This is a genomic window from Streptomyces sp. DH12, assembly GCF_020873895.1.
Lineage (GTDB): Bacteria > Actinomycetota > Actinomycetes > Streptomycetales > Streptomycetaceae > Streptomyces.
Window position 1 is genome coordinate 1 of the sequence record NZ_JAHWGT010000619.1, and the last position, 542, is coordinate 542.

The window sequence follows — 542 nt, forward strand, 5'->3', positions numbered from 1 at the left end:
CACGGGCGGAGGCGAACACGGCCACGGTGCCGGCGGCCATGACCACGCCGGAGCGTGTGATGGCGATCAGGCGTCGGCCGTTGAGGATGCGCTCGCCGGGCGGACGGGGAGGACGCCGCATCACGTCGTCCCGTGGCGGGTCGATTCCGAGCGCCATGGCGGGCGGTCCGTCCATGATGATGTTGACCCACAGCAGCTGGATCGCCGACATGGGGGCGGGCAGTCCGGCCAGCACGGTGGCGAGCAGGGTGAGGATGGCGCCGATGTTGGTGGACAGCTGGAAGCGCACGAACGTGACGATGTTGTCGTAGATGGAACGGCCCTCTCGGACCGCGCGCACGATGGTGGAGAAGTCGTCGTCCGTGAGCACCATGTCGGCGGCTTCCTTGGCGACGTCGGTGCCGGTGACGCCCATGGCGACGCCGATGTGCGCGGCGCGCAGGGCGGCCGCGTCGTTGACGCCGTCGCCGGTCATGGCCACGATGTGCCCGCGCCGGGAGAGGGCGCGGACGATGGAGACCTTGTGCTCGGGCGCGACGCGG

1 protein-coding gene is annotated in these 542 nt (G+C 70.8%); it reads right to left on the reverse strand.

Going from position 1 to position 542, the window contains the following annotated elements:
• The coding region (locus tag LPA54_RS36105) for a cation-translocating P-type ATPase (protein ID WP_228984761.1) at nt 1-542 on the reverse strand (542 nt) is incomplete at both ends.